A 16557-nucleotide genomic window follows, 5' to 3' on the forward strand; every position below is an offset into this window, starting at 1 on the left:
GGCAAATGCGGGCCGTCGCTGCTGCGCATGCACAGGCTTCCGCTGTTAAAATGCTTCTTTCCCAAAACCTAAAGCGCTTCGACCACCATGACCCGCAAGCTGTTCGTCACCACCGCCCTGCCCTACGCCAACGCTGCCTTCCATATCGGCCACATGATGGAATACATCCAGGCCGACATCTGGGTGAGGTTCCAGCGAATGCAGCGCGACAATGGTAACCAGCGCCAGGTGCACTTCGTCTGCGCCGACGACACCCACGGCACCCCGATCATGATCGCGGCCGAGAAGGAAGGCATCACGCCCCAGGAATTCGTGGCCAAGATCGCCGCCGGCCGCCCGCAGTACCTGGACGGCTTCCACATCGCTTTCGATAACTGGTATTCCACCGACTCGCCGGAGAACGTCGAACTGTCGCAGGGCATCTACCGCAAGCTGGTTGACGCCGGCCTGATCTATACCAAGACCGTCGACCGCTTCTACGATCCGGTCAAGGGCATGTTCCTGGCCGACCGCAACATCAAGGGCGAATGCCCGACCTGCCACGCCAAGGACCAGTACGGCGACAACTGCGAAGTCTGCGGCGCCGCCTACCAGCCGACCGAGCTGATCAACCCGTTCTCGGTCTTCACCGGCTCGACCCCGATCCTCAAGCCGTCGGAACAGTACTTCTTCAAGCTGTCCGACCCGCGCTGCTTCGCGTTCCTGAAGGAATGGCTGAACACCCCGGGCCGCCTGCAGCCGGAAATGGTGAACAAGGTCTCGGAATGGCTGGGCGAGTCCGGCGAGAAGCTGGCCGACTGGGACATCTCGCGTGACGCGCCCTATTTCGGCATCCCGATTCCTGATGCGCCGGGCAAGTTCTTCTATGTGTGGCTGGACGCGCCGGTCGGCTACCTGGCCTCGCTGAAGAACTACTTCAGCAAACAGGGCATCGACTACGAAGCCTTCCTGAACGACCCGGCAGCCGAGCAGGTCCACTTCATCGGCAAAGACATCGTGTCCTTCCACCTGCTGTTCTGGCCGGCGATGCTGAACTTCTCGCAACACCCGATCATCGACAAGCTGAAGGTCGCGGTGCACGGCCACCTGACGGTCAACAACGAAAAGATGTCGAAGTCGCGCGGCACCGGCATCTCGCCGCTGCGCTACCTCGAGCTGGGCATGAACCCGGAGTGGCTGCGCTACTACCTGGCCTTCAAGCTCAACGCCAAGGTGGAAGACCTGGACTTCAACGGCGAAGACTTCGTGGCCCGCGTGAACAGCGACCTGATCGGCAAGTACATCAACATCGCCAGCCGCTGCGCCGGCTTCATCGCCAAGAAATTCGACGGCAAGCTGGCCGACAGCCTGTCCGACCAGGCCAAGGGCTGGATTTGCAAGGCCCTGATGAACGAGGGCGCCGAGCGCCAGGCCAGCATCGCAGCCGCTTTTGAGGCGCGCGAGTACGGCCGCGCGATGCGCGAGATCATGGAGATCACCGACATCGTCAACCAGTACGTGGACGAGAACAAGCCCTGGCTGCTGGCCAAGGACGAGTCCAAGCTTGCTGAACTGCACGACGTCTGCACCACCGCGCTGATCCTGTTCCGCCAGCTGACCATCATGCTGTCGCCAGTGCTGCCGCAGGTGGCCGCGCGCGTCACCGAGTTCCTAGGCGACGGCGAGCTGAGCTGGCTTGATACCCATGGCGCGGCCGTCTACGAGACCATGCTGGGCCGCACGATCGGCGCCTACAGCCACCTGATGCAGCGCGTCGATGCGAAGACGGTCGAGAACCTGTTCGACAAGCCGGCAGGCGTCCCTGCGGCCGCTCCCGCAGTGGCTGCACCTGCACCGGCTGCCGCCGCGACTGCGGCACCCGTGGCCGAGGCTGCGCCGGCGGACGACATCGAGGAACTGGCGCCGGAAATCTCGATCGACGATTTCCTCAAGGTCGACCTGCGCGTGGCGAGGATCGTCAACTGCGAGCACGTCGAAGGCGCCGGCAAGCTGCTGCGCCTGACCCTGGACGTGGGCGAAGGCCGCTACCGCAACGTATTCTCGGGCATCAAGTCGGCCTACAAGCCGGAAGACCTGGTCGGCAAGCTGACCGTCATGGTCGCCAACCTGGCGCCGCGCAAGATGAAGTTCGGCGTGTCCGAAGGCATGGTGCTGTGCGCATCGAGCGCCGACGAGAAAGCCAATCCAGGCCTGTACCTGCTGGATCCGACGCCGGGCGCGCAGCCGGGCATGCGTATCCGCTGAGCCAGACCCGCGCCGGGCTCGCCACAGCAGGGAGCCCGGCATTCCCGCCTCTTCCCCACCGCCAAAATCAACGCCACGCCCATCCGCGGCGTTATAATGACGTGTTATTTTTCTGAAACTCGTGCTTCCACCGGCCCTTGCCGGCAGCCTTCTTCAGACCATACAAGATAGGTAGATAATAAGATGACCGAATTCACTCCTCTCCGCCATATTCCGCAGGCCAACGTGTTCCGCAAGGGCGACGTGTTCGTCCTGTTCGGCGAGCTGTTCGGCCGCGGCTATGTGAACGGCCTGATCGACGAGGCGCGCGCCGCCGGCATGCGCATCGTCGGCATCACGGTCGGCCGCCGCGACGAGTCCGGCGCCCTGCGCGCCCTCACCGCGGAAGAACACCTTGAAGCGGAAGAGAAGCTCGGCGGCAAGATCGTCAACGTGCCGCTGATGGCCGGTTTCGACATGGACGCGCCGGAAGGCGAGCAGAATCCGACCGAACTGCTGGCGGACGTCAAGCTCAAGACCTGGCAGGACGACAAGCTGGACTGGGAAAAGATCGAGCGCTGCCGCGAAGCCGGCGTGCGCCGCTTCACCAGCTCGGCGGCCCAGGCGATGGCCGAGATCGACAAGCTGATCCCGGAAGGCGCCAACGTCTTCTTCGCCCACACCATGGCCGGCGGCATCCCGAAGATCAAGGCCTTCCTGGCCATCGCCAACCGCATCTACAAAGGCCGCGGCGAGCGCTTCGAATCCTCGCGCGCCCTGCTCGACAGCGACCTGGGCAAGCTGATCCTGATGAACTTCGACGAAGTCACCGCCAATACCCTCAAGTACCTGATCGATGCGTCCAGCACGATCCGCGAGCGCGTGACCCGCGCCGGCGGCGAAGTGCGCTACACCGCCTATGGCTACCACGGTACCGAAATCCTGATCGGCGGCGAGTACACCTGGCAGACCTACACCAACTACACCCAGGGCTACGCCAAGATGCGCCTGGAGTCGATCGCCCAGGCCGCCTGGAACCAGGGCATCGCCGCGACCGTGTTCAACTGCCCGGAAATCCGCACCAATTCCTCGGACATCTTCGTCGGCGTCGAGCTGTCGCTGTTCCCGCTGCTGCTCGCGCTGAAGAAGGAAGGCGGCGGCGCATGGGCAGACCAGCAATGGGCAATCTGCCAGGACCTGCTGGGCGAAGACATTTCGCTGCAGTCCCTGCTCGACACCATCGAGCACTACAATAATGACGCGACCAGCGCCCACTTCCGCAACTTCGCAGCCTGGCCGATGGACAATACCCCGGAGCTGGCCGAAGTCATGATCGGCACCTCGGAAGCCATCACCAACCTGCACAAGGACAAGAAGGCACTCATCACCGACCACCTGTCCAGCCTCGTATTGGAAGGCGCCGGTCCGCTGATGTTCCATGGCGCGTCGGAAAAGATCGCCCCGGTGCTGTGGCTCAACCACGACATCATCGCCCGCCAGCTGAACGAACTGCACAAGTAAACTTGACGCGCACGGCCCGGGGCAGAAGAATCTGCCCCGGGCAACGTTTGTCCGGATGTTCCTCACTTCTCTCTGGAAATCATGTTTTTCAAGAAACAACACTCGCTGTACGAATCCGAGCACACCAAGTTCATCAAGGAACTGAAGTCCAAGACCCCAGGCATGGAAGAGCGCCAGCTGGAAGGCCGCGCCCTGCTGTGGGACAAGGCCCCGCTGTCGCTGGACGAACAGGAGCGCATCAACGCGTCGCGCCTGCGCCAGCAAGCCTACCCGTACCAGTCCAAGGTCTGAGGCCGAGGTAAGCCCCATGCTGCCCGAGCAGGCCGCGCCCGGCGCGGCCGATCCCCCGCAGGATGGGGCCAACCCGCCAATCCACGACGAGCACCTGAACGCAGCGGCCGATGCGGCCGAGGCGGCCATCGCGCGCCTGTACGGCGAGCCCCTGACGCGCCTGCCCAACGACTTGTACATCCCGCCCGATGCGCTCGAGGTCTTCCTCGATGCCTTCGAAGGTCCGCTCGACCTGCTGCTGTACCTGATCCGCAAGCAGAACTTCAACATCCTCGACATCCCGATGGCGCAGGTGACCCTGCAATACCTGGAATACGTCGAGCAGATCCGCCAGCGCAACCTGGAGCTGGCCGCCGAGTACCTCTTGATGGCCGCGATGCTGATCGAGATCAAGTCGCGGATGTTGCTCCCCAAGCGGCATGAAGACCTGGTCGAGGACGTCGGCGACCCGCGCGCGGAACTGGTGCGCCGCCTGCTGGACTACGAGCAGATCAAGGCGGCGGCGGTGGCGCTCGGCGCCCTGCCCCAGGAAGGCCGCGACTTCGTGCGCCCGCAGCTGTTCGTCGAACAGGGCCTGGCGCCGGTGCTCCCGGACGTCGACCCCTGGGACCTGCAGCGCGCCTGGCTGGATGTGATGCGCCGCGCCAAGCTGACCCAGCACCACCGGATCAGCCGCCAGGAACTGTCCGTGCGCGAGCACATGTCGGCCATCCTGCGCACCCTGCAGTCGCAGCGCTTCGTCGAATTTTCCGACCTGTTCGCGGGCCAGCACACGATTCCTATCGTGGTTGTACACTTTGTCGCCATGCTCGAACTGGCGAAGGAAACCTTGATCGAGATCACGCAGGCCGAGCCCTTTGCGCCGATCTATGTGCGCCTGGCCTATTCCCCGGCTTGAAGAGCCGGTTACCTTACTCCTATTCTGTTACTCCCATGAAAATCATTTCCTCCATCGACGAACTGCGCGACCAGCTGCGCGGCCAGCTGCGCACCGCCTTCGTGCCGACGATGGGCAACCTGCATGAAGGCCATCTGTCGCTGATGCGCCTGGCGCGCCGCCATGGCGACCCGGTGGTGGCGTCCATCTTCGTCAATCGTTTGCAGTTCGGCCCGAACGAGGATTTCGACAAGTACCCGCGCACCTTCCAGGACGACGTGGCCAAGCTGGAGAAGGAAGGCGTCTACGTGCTGTTCGCGCCCACCGAGAAGGACATGTATCCGGAGCCGCAGGAATACCGCGTGCGCCCGCCCGAAGGTCTGGGCAACACCCTGGAAGGCGAGTTCCGCCCCGGCTTCTTCGACGGCGTCTGCACCGTGGTGACCAAGCTGTTCTCCTGCGTGCAGCCGCGCGTGGCCGTGTTCGGCAAGAAGGATTACCAGCAGCTGATGATTGTCCGTAACATGGCGCGCCAGTTCGCCCTGCCGACCGAGATCATCGGCGCCGAGACCTTCCGCGCCGAAGACGGCCTGGCCCTGTCCTCGCGCAACGGCTACCTCTCGAACGAGGAGCGCCTCGAAGCGCCCACGCTGTACCGGCAGCTGGGCGCCGTGGCCGAAGCGATGCGCGCGGGCAGCCGCGACGTCGCCGCCGTCGAGCGCCAGGCCATGGACGTCCTGGCCGCGCGCGGCTGGCAGCCGGATTATGTGTCGATCCGCAAGCGCATCGACCTGCAGGCGCCGGGCGCGGCCGACCTGGAAGCGGGCACCCCGCTGGTCGTGCTGGCCGCCGCCAAGCTCGGCAACACGCGCCTGATCGACAACCTGGAAATCTGAGTAACAAATCGCTATCGTTGCTTGCTAAATTGCAATATCAGCTGGACTGGCCTTATACTTGACGCGCGCGCACTCCCAGGGGTGTACGCGCACCATGAAGGAATCCTGCAAGGAAAGTCGCCGTGAACGAAACCGCCGCTCCCATCGACCGCAAGGGCCCGCCGAGGCAATCGGACGCGCTCAGCCGCATCGGCAGGACCGCCGAGCCGCATGAAATGCGCGATCCCTCGACATCGGCGAAGCCTTGAGCGCGCTGTCCCTGTCCGGCGAGCCGGTCACGGTGTTCCCGGCCGGCTGGATCGAGCCGCTGCTGGCGCGCATCGAGTCGGTCGACCCCGCGCTGCCGCACTTCGTGATCGACTTCACCGGCAGCGAGCGCCCTCCCGCCGGCAAGGCCACCCTGGTCGCTTCGCTGGGCGGCAACGCCAAGCTGCAGTTCGAGCTCGACCAGTCCTGGAAGCCGCTGCCGTCCAACAAGCTGCACGTCGCCGCCGAATTCCCGCCCGCCTGCCTGGTGCTGAACCGCCGCGCCGGGCGCCGGGTCGAGACGCCGGTGGGTCTGCACTACCTGGCCACCTTCCGCATCAAGGGAAGCGAGATGGAATTGCCCCTGTACGACTTCTCGCAAGGCGGGGTGGGACTGCGCGCGACGCCCGAACAGTGCTTCGGGCTGCATGTGGGAAAGAAGCTGGAGGGCGTGCGCCTGCAGCTGGGGCCGAACCTGGTGATCACGGCCGACCTCGAAGTGCGCCTGCTGCGGCCCTTCCGCACCTTCCTGCTGGGCGAGCAGGTGCAGGTGGGATGCAGCTTTGCCAGCATCTCGATGCAGATGCAGCAGACGCTGGAGCGCTTCGTGACCACCGGGACGCCCGAGCGGCGCGCGGCGCCGCGCTGAATCGGGTTGCGGCCTTCAGGCGGCGATCGACTGGGCCCAGGCCAGCGCCGACAGGTGCGCCTTGTTGAGCTCCAGCGGCGCGATGCCGAGCGACTGCGCCAGCGAGGCCACCAGGTTCGAATTGAGCTCGCAGGCCTCGGCCAGGGCCAGGTAAGGCCCATATCTACCTTCGCGCGACACCAGCGCCCTGACCACTTCCTCCGGCAGCGGCACCGTCTCCAGCACTTCCTGCATCGGCAGGCCCAGCACGCGGTCCAGCAGCGAGAACATGCCGGCCACGAACAGGTGCTCGCCCTCGCCGCGCAGCGTCGCCTGGCCGAGCAGCTCGGCCAGGCGGCCGCGCACCACCGCGGTTTCCATCAGCACCGGCGAATAGCCGCTCGAACTGGCCGTGGCCAGCAGCAGCACCAGCCAGCGGTACAGCGGCGCATAGCCCATCAGGGCGATCGCCTGGCGCAGCGACTCGACCCTGCGCGCGGCCCCGAAACCGGCCGAATTGATGTAGCTGAGCAGCTTGTAGGTGAGCGCCGGATCGCGCTTGAGGATGTTCTCGAGCTTGGGCAGGTCCTCGTTGTTCTGCACCAGCTGCATCAGCTGCAGGATGGTGCTCTGGGTCGGGTTCATGCCCTTGACCGGATTGCCCGGACGCGGGGTCAGGTGCAGCTTGCCGACAAAGGCGTCCAGGCCAAGCGCCGCGCAGGCGTCGAAGTCGGCCCAGGTCGCCACCGGGCGCCCCACCATGCGCACCGCGGCGTGCCTGGCGGCGGCGTAGGTGCGGGCCTGGGTGGCGACGTCGCTGCCCGCGAACTGCACCTCGACGTAGGAGGCGTAGGGCGCTAGGTTCCGGCCCAGCAGCCGGAGGTCGGCGCCGCGGATCGACACCCCGACTCCGCCCACGCGCACGGCCTGCACGGCGGCGCGCACGTCGGGGTCGGTCAGCTTGCGGATGTTCAGGGTGAGGACGGTGCGCTCCGGCGGCAGTGCGTGCAGCGCGTCGAGCGAGAGCATCTTGGGCACGGCGTCGAGGAACAGGAGCTTGTCGCGCAGCATCCAGCCGTGCTCGGCGTGGTTGACGTGCCCGGCGACGAAGCCGACCAGGTCTTCCAGCTCCTGGTCGGTGGGAGTCTGGCCGTCGTGGTGCTGCCACGACAGCTCGTAGCCGATGACGCGCTGCCTGGGATCGAGCAGCGGTTCGCGGACGATGAAGTTAGTTTGATGCATGGGGCGCGTGAGTGAAACGTGTTGCGGTACGCGGGGCGGCGCCGTGGCCCGGCGCGTTCAGAAGCCGAGGCTGTCGAGCAGGTCGTCGACCTGGCCCTGGTCGGCCACCACTTCGCTCTTGCCCTCCGGGTTGATCTGCGGGCCGTTCAGCAGGCCATTGTCGATCTCGCGCCGGATCTCGCTCGGTGCGAAGTCGATCAGCACCTGCACCAGCTGCTTCTCGAGGTTCTGGGCGATGCCCGTGATGCGGCCGATCACCTGGCCGGTCAGGTCCTGGAAGTCCTGGGCCATCATGATGTCCATCAGCTGGGCGCGCGTCGCGCAAGCGCCGGCGCGCGACTCGTCCAGGCCGGCGATGGTGCGCTGGGCCAGCGCACGCCACTCGGCTTCCGACGCGCCCTGCTCCAGCAAGGCCTGCCAGGCGCCGGACAGCTCGCCCGAGCGGGTCTCGATCGCATCCTGCACCGGGCCGGCGGCGTCGGTGGCGTCCAGCACGCGCTTGGCAGCCTGCTCGGACAGGCGTGCCACGTAGTCGAGACGGTCGCGCGCATCGGGGATGTCGCTCGCCGCTTTTTCGATCAGCTTGTCGAGGCCGAGGCCGCGCAGGCTTTCGTGCAGCGCGCGCGTCATGTGTCCGATCCGGCTCAGGACCTCCTCGTGGGAGGTCTCGACCTGCGCCACGGTCTGCTCCGTCATGTCAGCCCGCCTTGTCCATCTTTTCGAAGATCTTGTTGAGCTTCTCGTCCAGCGTGGCGGCCGTGAACGGCTTGACCACGTAGCCGCTGGCGCCCGCCTGCGCCGCCGCGATGATGTTTTCCTTCTTGGCTTCGGCGGTCACCATCAGCACCGGCAGCTTGGCCAGCGCGGGATCGGCACGGATGTTCTGCAGCATGGTCAGGCCGTCCATGTTCGGCATGTTCCAGTCCGACACCACGAAGTCGAAGGGTTCGCTGCGCAGCTTGGCCAGCGCCATCACGCCGTCTTCTGCCTCGTCGACATTGGCATAACCCAGTTCCTTCAACAGATTCCGGACGATGCGGCGCATCGTCGAGAAATCGTCAACAACCAGAAAACGCAACTTTGGATCAGCCATGAATTACTCCGTTTTGAATCTTTTGCTTTGGTTTAGTGGGCAGGCGCTGAACAAAATCGCGCGACCGTGGAATCAGCCTCAAGAATAGCATTTTTGTTGCCGTACGGCGATAAAATGGCATCAACACAAGGCCAGCTGGATCAAACACGCAACGCCCGGCCGCCCTGCGCAGCCAGGTGGTCGAGCACCATGCCCGGCAAGGCCTGCAAACTGCCCACTTCGTGGGCGGCGCCGAGCGCGATCGCTTCGCGCGGCATGCCGAACACGACGCAGCTGGCTTCGTCCTGGGCAAAATTGTGTGCGCCGGCATTGCGCATGTCCAGCATGCCGGCGGCCCCGTCCTTGCCCATGCCGGTCAGGATCACGCCGACCGCGTTCTTGCCCGCCGCCTGGGCCGCGCTGCGAAACAGCACGTCCACCGAGGGACGGTGCCGGTTGACCGGCGGGCTCTGCTCGATGCTGGTCATGTAGTTGGCGCCGGAACGGGTGAGCAGCAGGTGCGAGTGCCCCGGCGCGATGTAGGCGTGGCCGGGGAGCACCCGCTCGTTGCCCTGCGATTCGACCACGCTGATCTTGCACAGCGAGTCGAGGCGCTTGGCGAAGGAACTGGTGAAGCCTTCCGGCATGTGCTGGGCGATCAGGATGCCCGGGCAGTCCGAGGGCATCTGCATCAGGAATTCGCGGATCGCCTCGGTGCCGCCGGTGGAGGCGCCGATGATGATCAGCTTTTCCGACGAGATCAGGGGGCTGCGCAGGGCCGACAGCTGCGGCACGGGCGTGCCGCTCGGGACCATGCGCTTGATGCGGGCGCGGCTCGCTGCGCGGATCTTGTCGGCGATGAGTTCGGTGTATTCGCGCATCCCGGTCTGGATCGAGATCTTCGGCTTGGTCACGAAGTCGACCGCGCCGAGTTCCAGCGCGCACATCGTGATCTCCGAGCCGCGCTCGGTCAGCGAGGACACCATCAGCACCGGCATCGGGCGCAGGCGCATCAGTTTTTCCAGGAAATCGAGGCCGTCCATCTTCGGCATCTCGACGTCGAGGGTCAGCACGTCCGGGTTGTGGCGCTTGATCAGCTCGCGCGCGACCAGGGGGTCGGGGGCGGTGGCCACGACTTCCATGTCGGGCTGGGAGTTCACGATTTCGCTCATCACGCTGCGGATCAGCGCGGAGTCGTCGACGATCAGAACCTTGATTGTCATGCGTCGTCCTTTCAGGTCTTGTTCTTCGCCGGTCAAAACAGGTCGATGTCGCCGCCGACCGGCTCGACCTTGAGCCGCCTGGCGTAATCGAGCTCGCGTTTTGCCAGCGTATCGTTCTGGGTCTGCATCAGCTTCTTCACCAGCACCTTGCCGGTCTTGGGGAAGAAGTACACCTTGCGCGGATAGATGTCGTTCAGGTCCGAGGCCAGCACCGGGATGCGCTCGGTCTTCAGGAAGTCCACCACGAAGGCGGCATTGCGTTCGCCCACGTTCATGGCCGTGAAGCCGCGCAGCACCGCCCCGCCGCCGAACACCTTGGCTTCCAGGTGCTCGCGGCGCGCGCCGGCCTTGAGCAGGTCGTTGATCAGGATCTCCATGGCGAAGCTCCCGTAGCGCATCGAGGCCGACACCGGGCTGCCGCCATCGCCGCCGTCGGGCAGCATGAAGTGGTTCATGCCGCCCAGGCCGGTCAGGCGGTCGCGGATGCAGGCCGATACGCAGGAACCGAGCACGGTCACGATCAGCATGTTCTTGCCGGTGTAGTAGTACTCGCCCGGCAGGATCTTGGCGGCGTCGCAATCGAAAGTGCGGTCGTAGTAGACGTTGGTGGCGAACTGGTTGTTCATGTTCCGGTCTCAGAACGGGTGGCGGCGCGCGGCCTGATCGAGTTCGTACACCGTCTTGCCGCGCAGGCGCAGCGAATCCGACACGTACAGGAAGTTTTCGGAATGCCCGGCGAACAGCAGGGCATGGGGCTTCATCAGGGGCACGAAGCGCGCCAGGATCTTGCGCTGGGTGTCCTTGTCGAAGTAGATCATCACGTTGCGGCAGAAGATGGCGTCGAACTGCCCTTCCACCGGCCATTCGTTCGCCAGCAGGTTCAGCTGGCGGAAATTCACCAGCTGGCGCAGCTCCGGACGCACCCGCGCCATGCCCTCGTTGGCGCCCTTCCCCTTCAGGAAGAAGCGTTTCAGCCGCGCCTGGCCCACCTTGTCGACGCGCTCCATCGGATAGACCCCGCCGGCAGCCACCGCCAGTACGTTGGTGTCGATGTCGGTGGCGACGATCTGTACCGGCGGCGTGAGGGTATCGAAAGCCTCGCAGGCGGTCATCGCGATCGAATACGGCTCTTCGCCGGTGGACGCGGCCGAACACCAGATGGTGAGCGGCTTGCCGTCGCGGCGCTGCAGGCCGGCCAGGTGCTCGGCCAGCAGCGGGAAGTGGTGGGCTTCGCGGAAGAACGAGGTCAGGTTGGTGGTCAGCGCATTGGTGAAGGCTTCCCATTCGGCCCCCATCCGCCCCGCTTCCAGGTCGTCGAGGTAGCGCACGAAGGAGTGGATGCCGGTGGCGCGCAGGCGCCGCGCGAGGCGGCTGTAGACCATCTCCTGCTTGCTGTCGGCCAGGGATATCCCGGCGCGCTGGTAGATCAGCGCGCGGACCCGCTCGAAATCACTGCGCGTGAAATCGAATTCCTTGGCCGTATCGGTTCGTTGCTGCGGCACGTCGTTGCCTCTTGGTTGCTATCAGTGTTGCTTGTGCCGGCTATCTGTCGGACGGACGGCGATGCCGTCCATCCGACAAGGTCATGCTGCCAGCTTGTCCATCAGGCCCATCTCGCTGGACGACATCAGCTTGTCGATGTCGACCAGGATCAGCATGCGCTCGTCCACCGTGCCCAGGCCGATCATGTAGTCCGAATTGAAGGCGGTGCCCATTTCCGGCGCCGGCTTGATCTGGTCCGGGGTGAGCGTGGTCACGTCCGACACGCTGTCCACCACCATGCCCATGATGCGTCCGGCGATGTTCAGGATGATCACCACGGTGAACTGGTCGTACACCGGGGTGCCCAGCTTGAACTTGATGCGCATGTCGACCACCGGGATGATGATGCCACGCAGGTTGATCACGCCCTTGATGAATTCCGGTGCATTGGCGATGCGCGTCACCGCTTCGTAGCCGCGGATCTCCTGGACCTTGAGGATATCGATGCCGTATTCCTCGGAGCCCAGGGTGAAGGCGAGGAATTCGCTGCCGGCGCCTTCGACGGCGCCGTCGGCAGGCTTGTTGTTCTGTACAGTAGACATGTTCGCGTCCTCTTGGGGTTGATGTTTTGTAAAAAGCTTCATGAAACGACGGTGTCGCCCAGCAGCTGGCGCGAGGAGCGCACCAGCGCGGCCACGTCGAGGATCAGGGCGACGCCGCCGTCGCCCAGGATGGTGGCGCCCGAGATGCCCGCCACCTTGCGGTAATTCGCCTCCAGGTTCTTCACCACCACCTGCTGCTGGCCCACCAGTTCGTCGACGAACAGCGCGGCCTTCTTGCCCTCGGTCTCGAGGATCACCACGATGCCCTCCGACGGGTCGGTGATGCGCGGCGCGATCTCGAACATCTGGTACAGCGGAATCAGGGGGAGGTATTCGCCGCGCACCTTCAGCACCCGGCCGCGTCCCGCGATCTCGCGGATGTCGGCGGGCTCCGGCTGCAGCGACTCGACCACAAAGGAAAGCGGCAGGATGTAGACCTCTTCGCCGCTCCTGATCGACATGCCGTCCAGGATCGCCAGCGTCAGGGGCAGCGAGATCGAGATCGTGGTGCCGAAGCCGCGCGCCGAGCGGATCTCGACGCTGCCCCCCATCGAGGCGATGTTGCGCTTGACGACGTCCATGCCCACGCCGCGGCCGGACACGTCGGTCACCTGCTCGGCGGTCGAGAAGCCCGGCGCGAAGATCAGCTGCCAGACCTCCTCGTCGCTCATGTTCTCGCTCACCGGGAGGCCGTTCTGGCTGGCTTTGGCCAGGATGCGTTCGCGGTTCAGGCCGGCGCCGTCGTCCGAGACTTCGATGACGATGTTGCCGCCCTGGTGGCCGGCCGACAGGAACAGACGCCCCGCCTCGGACTTGCCGGAAGCCAGGCGCGCGGCCGGCATCTCGATGCCGTGGTCGATCGAGTTGCGCACCAGGTGGGTCAGCGGATCGACGATGCGTTCGATCAGGCCCTTGTCGAGTTCCGTGGCGGCGCCGTTGGTGATGAAGTCGACCTTCTTGCCGAGCTTGCCGGCCAGGTCGCGCACCATGCGCGGGAAGCGCGAGAACACGAAGTCCATCGGCATCATGCGGATCGACATCACCGCTTCCTGCAGCTCGCGGGTATTGCGGCCCAGCTGGCTGATGGAATTGAGCAGGCGCTCGTGCGTCATGGGGTCCAGGCCGCCGCTGCGCTGTTCGAGCATGGCGTTGGTGATCACCAGTTCGCCGATCAGGTTGATCAGCTGGTCGACCTTCTCGACCGACACCCGGATCGAGGACGACTCCGCGTGCGCGTCCTTCTTGGCGGCGGCTTTCTTTTCAAGCGCCAGCTCGCCCGCCGCTTCGGTGAGCTCGAGCGCGTCCTGCCCCTTCGGCGCGGACGCCGGCGCCGGCTCGCCCGTGATGCCGGCCGCGGCGCGGATTTGTTCGATCGGCTGGAAGAAGCCGTAGCCGCGCTCGTCGTCCGACAGGTCGTCGTCGCCGCTCGCCGCGGCCGCGCCCTCGTCGTCGGCGTCGAAGAAGCCGTAGCCCTGCTGGTCCTCGATGCGCTTGCGCTCGGCGGCCTCGATGGCGCGCTGTTCTGGCGTCAAGGCCGGCGCCTCGAAGATCTTCAGGTCTTCCGGGTTCAGCACGAAGGAGCAGATCGCGATGATGTCGTCCAGGCTCTCGTGCGTGGTGATGATGATGGCGCTGCGTCCGCCCTCCAGGGGCGTCACCTTGGCGCGGCCCATCAGGCCCAGCTCGTCGACCAGGGCGCTGATGTCGCGCTGCTCGACCGGCGGCAGCTCGATCTTGTAGCGGTGCGCGTTCTCGAGCCGGTGGTGGGCGCCGGCATCCGCGGTCAGGTAGGACGGCGCTACCAGCGGCGCCTGCGGCACCAGGCCTTCGGCCAGGTCGTGCAGCACCATGCGCACGTTGGCGATCGCTTCCTGGTCGACGCTTGCCCCGTGGCGGTGGCCGTCGAGCTGCATCTTGAGGCCGTCCTTGGCCGCCAGGAAGGCGTCCACGTGGTTCGAGGTCAGCGCCATCTCGCCCTTGCGGATGCGGTCCAGCAGCGACTCGAGCACGTGGGTGACCTCGCTCATGTCGGACAGGCCGAAGGTCGAGGCGCCGCCCTTGACCGAGTGGGCGGTGCGGAAGATGGCGTTCAGGTCTTCCGGGTCGGGCGCCGCCACGTCGACCGCCAGCAGCAGCCGCTCCATTTCGGCGAGCAGTTCCTCTGCTTCGTCGAAAAAGACCTGGTAGAACTGGCTGATGTCGATCGTCATGATGCTATTCCCTGGATTGCCTGGCGCATCATCGGTTCAACCGATGACTTTCTTGACCACCTCGATGAGGCGCTGCGGATCGAAAGGCTTGACCAGCCAGCCGTTGGCGCCGGCGGCGCGGCCCTTGGCCTTCATCTCGTCGGACGACTCGGTGGTCAGCATCAGGATCGGGGTCTTGGCGTAGGCCGGCAGCGTGCGCAGGGTCTTGATCAGCGCCAGGCCGTCCATGCGCGGCATGTTCTGGTCGGTCAGGACCAGGTCCACGCTCTGCAGCTTTGCCTTGTCGAGGCCATCCTGGCCGTCCACGGCTTCCACCACGTTGTAGCCAGCCGCCTTCAGGCTGAAGGCCACCATCTGGCGCAGCGAACTGGAATCGTCGACCGCGAGAATCGTTTTTGCCATGTTTTGCTCCTGCTGTTTTGTCCGGTATGTTCCGGTTGAATGTTAAGTGGCGAAGTGTCGTGTAATTCGGTGCCGGCGGCGCGCTCAGAAGAGTTCGATGTCGCCGCTCTCCAGGTGCTGCTGGTCGACCGACTTGCGCAGCATGCTGCGCAGCTCGAGCGACTGGATCGCCAGCGCCATGCTGACCTTGCCCAGGCGTTCGACGATCTCGTCGCTGTCGGTTTCCGGCGCGATCTCGGCGCCATGCTCGCTGAGCGTGCCGAGGAAGTCGCGCAGGCCGGCCACGCGCCGCAGCGTGCGGTCGATCAGCTGGCTGGTCATGTCCTGGAACTGCATGCTGGTGATGGCCGAGTTCACGTGCTGGCCGATCTCGCCCGACATGTCGGACAAGCGCGCGCTGTCCTCCGCGCTGGGCGTCTCGCCGGCCAGCAGGCGGTTGATCGCTTCCTGGCGCGCCCCGACCGCCGTGTGGATGGCCATGAAGCTGATGGTCAGCTTGTCGATGGCTTCTTCCAGCAGCAGCTCGGTCTGCAGCAGGTCGGTCTCGACCTCGGTCAGGTGGCGGCGTCCGTGGATGGCCACCCCCGACAGCAGGCGCTTGACGTGCGATCCGAGAATCTTTTTTCTTTTCATTCGAGTCTCCTGCTGGACTACTTGCCCGGCGGCGTTGCGCCCGCCGTTGCGACCGCTTCGGCGGCAGCAAGCGCTTGCTGCGCCGGCACCTCGAGCGAGGCGGCGTCGCGCTGCACGGCTTCCTCGGTCTTCTTGTTCATGACGATGATGCTGATGCGCCGGTTGATCGGGTTGAACGGGTCCTTCCGGTCCAGGTTGGCGGCCGAGGCCAGGCCGACCACGCGCAGCACCTTGTCGTCGCCCAGGCCGCCGCGCACCAGTTCGCGGCGCGAGGCGTTGGCGCGGTCGGCCGACAATTCCCAGTTGCTGTAGCCGGCGTCGCTGACGTACGGGGTGGCGTCGGTATGGCCCGACAGGCCGATCTTGTTCGGGACTTCGTTGAGCACCATGCCGATGATGTTCAGGATTTCCTTGGTATACGGCTGCAGCTCGGCCTTGGCCAGCTCGAACATCGGACGGTTCTGCTCGTCGACGATCTGGATGCGCAGGCCTTCGCTGGTGAGGTCGAGCAGCAGCTGGTTCTTGTACTTCTTGAGCAGCGGGTTGACCTCGATGACCGACTCGATCTTCAGTTTCAGCGACTGCAGGCGCTCGGCCTCGGCGCGCGCGATCTGGGCCTTGGCCGCTTCCAGATTGTAGGTCTTCGAGGTGGGGTCGATGTCGCCCTTCTTGACCTGGCCGTTGCGGCGCGTCAGGTCGGTGCCGCCGCCCTTGATCACCGACGAGGAGTCGCCCGCGCCCGAGCCGCCCGCCATCGCCACCTTGAGCGGGGTCTTGAAGTATTCCGAGATGCCTTCCAGGTCGCCCTTGGCGGTCGAGCCGAGCAGCCACATGAGCAGGAAGAAGGCCATCATCGCGGTCACGAAGTCGGCGTACGCGATCTTCCAGGCGCCGCCATGGTGGCCGCCCTGCACCTTCTTGATGCGCTTGACGACGATGGGACGCATGCTGTCGTCAGCCATGGCGCCCTCCCCGCTTCGATTCCCGCAGTTGATCCGGAAGCAGCATC

General features: G+C 65.2%; 18 protein-coding genes. 7 read left to right on the forward strand and 11 right to left on the reverse strand.

Annotated elements, in window-relative coordinates; genetic code table 11:
- Nucleotides 1-87 precede the first annotated feature (87 nt).
- The 7 genes from metG (at nt 88) to MasN3_RS17445 (ending at nt 6703) form a co-directional block, all read left to right on the forward strand.
- The gene (gene metG / locus MasN3_RS17415; protein ID WP_281908864.1) at nt 88-2244 is read left to right on the forward strand and encodes a methionine--tRNA ligase; all 2157 of its coding nucleotides are present in this window, start codon (nt 88-90) and stop codon (nt 2242-2244) included.
- Between the two features lie 183 nt (nt 2245-2427).
- The gene (locus MasN3_RS17420) at nt 2428-3744 is read left to right on the forward strand and encodes an enoyl ACP reductase FabMG family protein (RefSeq protein ID WP_281908866.1); all 1317 of its coding nucleotides are present in this window, start codon (nt 2428-2430) and stop codon (nt 3742-3744) included.
- Nucleotides 3745-3825: 81 nt separating this feature from the next.
- Nucleotides 3826-4035: a DUF3460 family protein gene (locus MasN3_RS17425; RefSeq protein ID WP_281908868.1), complete on the forward strand. Its 210-nt coding sequence runs from the start codon at nt 3826-3828 to the stop codon at nt 4033-4035.
- A gap of 16 nt (nt 4036-4051) precedes the next feature.
- The gene (locus MasN3_RS17430) at nt 4052-4933 is read left to right on the forward strand and encodes a segregation and condensation protein A (RefSeq protein ID WP_281908870.1); all 882 of its coding nucleotides are present in this window, start codon (nt 4052-4054) and stop codon (nt 4931-4933) included.
- Nucleotides 4934-4968: 35 nt separating this feature from the next.
- Nucleotides 4969-5808, forward strand: a complete 840-nt coding sequence (panC, locus tag MasN3_RS17435; RefSeq protein WP_281908872.1) for a pantoate--beta-alanine ligase — start codon at nt 4969-4971, stop codon at nt 5806-5808.
- Nucleotides 5809-5930: 122 nt separating this feature from the next.
- Nucleotides 5931-6056 carry a hypothetical protein gene (locus tag MasN3_RS17440; protein ID WP_281908873.1) on the forward strand — a complete coding sequence of 42 codons (126 nt, stop codon included), beginning with the start codon at nt 5931-5933 and terminating at the stop codon, nt 6054-6056.
- Complete coding sequence (locus MasN3_RS17445) at nt 6053-6703, forward strand: PilZ domain-containing protein (protein ID WP_281908874.1); 651 nt, start codon at nt 6053-6055, stop codon at nt 6701-6703. Before MasN3_RS17440 ends, MasN3_RS17445 begins: the two co-directional genes overlap by 4 nt.
- Nucleotides 6704-6718: 15 nt before the next feature.
- On the opposite strand, the gene MasN3_RS17450 is transcribed toward MasN3_RS17445, so the two are convergent.
- The 11 genes from MasN3_RS17450 to motB all read right to left on the reverse strand — a co-directional run bounded on the left by MasN3_RS17450 (nt 6719) and on the right by motB (nt 16510).
- Nucleotides 6719-7924: an EAL and HDOD domain-containing protein gene (locus tag MasN3_RS17450; protein WP_281908876.1), complete on the reverse strand. Its 1206-nt coding sequence runs from the start codon at nt 7922-7924 to the stop codon at nt 6719-6721.
- 57 nt (nt 7925-7981) lie between these two features.
- Complete coding sequence (gene cheZ, locus MasN3_RS17455; protein WP_281908878.1) at nt 7982-8620, reverse strand: protein phosphatase CheZ; 639 nt, start codon at nt 8618-8620, stop codon at nt 7982-7984.
- 1 nt (nt 8621) lies between these two features.
- Complete coding sequence (gene cheY, locus MasN3_RS17460) at nt 8622-9017, reverse strand: chemotaxis response regulator CheY (RefSeq protein WP_036207318.1); 396 nt, start codon at nt 9015-9017, stop codon at nt 8622-8624.
- Nucleotides 9018-9157: 140 nt separating this feature from the next.
- On the reverse strand, nt 9158-10219 hold the full coding sequence (locus MasN3_RS17465) for a protein-glutamate methylesterase/protein-glutamine glutaminase (protein WP_281908880.1): 1062 nt from the start codon (nt 10217-10219) through the stop codon (nt 9158-9160).
- A gap of 32 nt (nt 10220-10251) precedes the next feature.
- The gene (gene cheD, locus MasN3_RS17470; protein WP_281908881.1) at nt 10252-10845 is read right to left on the reverse strand and encodes a chemoreceptor glutamine deamidase CheD; all 594 of its coding nucleotides are present in this window, start codon (nt 10843-10845) and stop codon (nt 10252-10254) included.
- Nucleotides 10846-10854: 9 nt separating this feature from the next.
- Nucleotides 10855-11721, reverse strand: a complete 867-nt coding sequence (locus MasN3_RS17475) for a CheR family methyltransferase (protein WP_281908883.1) — start codon at nt 11719-11721, stop codon at nt 10855-10857.
- Nucleotides 11722-11802: 81 nt separating this feature from the next.
- Entirely contained in the window at nt 11803-12303 is a 501-nt protein-coding gene (locus MasN3_RS17480; RefSeq protein ID WP_281908885.1) for a chemotaxis protein CheW, read from the reverse strand.
- Nucleotides 12304-12341: 38 nt separating this feature from the next.
- Nucleotides 12342-14513, reverse strand: coding sequence for a chemotaxis protein CheA (gene cheA / locus MasN3_RS17485; RefSeq protein WP_281908887.1), 2172 nt, complete (start codon nt 14511-14513; stop codon nt 12342-12344).
- Between the two features lie 36 nt (nt 14514-14549).
- A complete protein-coding gene (locus MasN3_RS17490) occupies nt 14550-14915 on the reverse strand; it encodes a response regulator (RefSeq protein WP_036248827.1) in 366 nt (121 codons plus the stop codon).
- Between the two features lie 84 nt (nt 14916-14999).
- Entirely contained in the window at nt 15000-15548 is a 549-nt protein-coding gene (locus MasN3_RS17495; RefSeq protein ID WP_281908890.1) for a chemotaxis protein, read from the reverse strand.
- Between the two features lie 17 nt (nt 15549-15565).
- Nucleotides 15566-16510, reverse strand: a complete 945-nt coding sequence (gene motB, locus MasN3_RS17500) for a flagellar motor protein MotB (protein ID WP_281908891.1) — start codon at nt 16508-16510, stop codon at nt 15566-15568.
- Between the last annotated feature and the right edge of the window lie 47 nt (nt 16511-16557).

This window comes from Massilia varians (assembly GCF_027923905.1).
Lineage (GTDB): Bacteria > Pseudomonadota > Gammaproteobacteria > Burkholderiales > Burkholderiaceae_D > Telluria > Telluria varians_B.